Source organism: Allobosea sp. P4_C6 (genome assembly GCF_056402015.1).
In genome coordinates this window covers 1-986 of sequence record NZ_JBFUIF010000280.1, presented here as the reverse complement: position 1 = coordinate 986, position 986 = coordinate 1, and the positions used below count along the sequence as shown (strand labels likewise).

Genomic DNA, 986 nt, shown 5'->3' with positions numbered 1-986 from the left:
AGCTATGCCTGACGCCTACGTGACGGCACATCACCTAAGGGACATGTTGAACCAAGCATCGCTAGAGCAGCTACTGTTGTGGAGCAGTCAACCGGGGCTCTTGCCTCGCGTGCCGACCGGCCTCGACCGTGGCAAGAGTTGGGATCAGCTGAGTCTCGCTGCCTTGTCAGAGATGGTGGCAGGCCGCGATGCTGATCTCCGCTTCAGTGCCCAGACTGAAATGGAACGTCGACGGATCGGGCTCGAGATCGAAGCAGAACCTGCTCAAGCGAGATTGTTGTAGTCCCCGACCGTTCGTCGGCTGGAAGCCAAGCCCAGCTGGGCTGATCGCATTCGCCACGGTGTCGCTCGGCCGGAGTAGCAGGCTGACTTTTCTCCAACGTGTGGCGGCACGATAAGTCCGACCTCTTTAACGAAGCGCGCGCGTTCAAATTCCTCCGCGTTCGCCACGCGCCGGTTCGATTGAAATGTCATGGAGAAAATTGGGCAAGAGAGAGTTACCTCACTATCTGCCCTACCGCGCGAAACTTGCGCCGCCTCGTCGGCAGTCCCCAACTCGAGAGATCGCTTAAGCCATAGGAACGAAAGTTCAACGTCTGGGTTGAGCGGCCATGAGCCGATTGGTGATCCGCAACGACGATGAGCTGAACGCCGCGCTTGAGCGCGCCCATGATCTGGCGGGCTGCACTCACGACAGCGACGAAGAGCGAGAGCTGTCCGCAATCGCCGATGCCGTGAAAATCTACGAGGACACACTCGCCATGCTGAGAGGCGTAGAGAACAGGGCTGCGGCTGACCCTGAGCGAGACGTCCCGACTGGTAGCGGGTCGGAGTAAACGAAATGCCGATCGACAATCCGCCGCCGCCCGATAAGGCCACGAAAGCCGGAATAGGTGCGGTCGCGATAATCGCTTTCATCATCATGGCGATATTCTTCGGCTTCAACTTCTACCATGCCGACACGCAGCGCGACTTGAAGTCTGGCC

Annotated in this window: 1 protein-coding gene and 1 pseudogene; both read left to right on the top strand. The window is 58.9% G+C overall.

Features of this window, described 5'->3' with window-relative positions; translation table 11 throughout:
• Positions 1-283 (top strand): annotated as a pseudogene (locus AC1DVA_RS28660) (DNA polymerase III subunit epsilon); the annotation flags it as partial.
• Between the two features lie 340 nt (positions 284-623).
• Positions 624-836 carry a hypothetical protein gene (locus AC1DVA_RS28655; RefSeq protein WP_265055291.1) on the top strand — a complete coding sequence of 71 codons (213 nt, stop codon included), beginning with the start codon at positions 624-626 and terminating at the stop codon, positions 834-836.
• Positions 837-986: the final 150 nt, after the last annotated feature.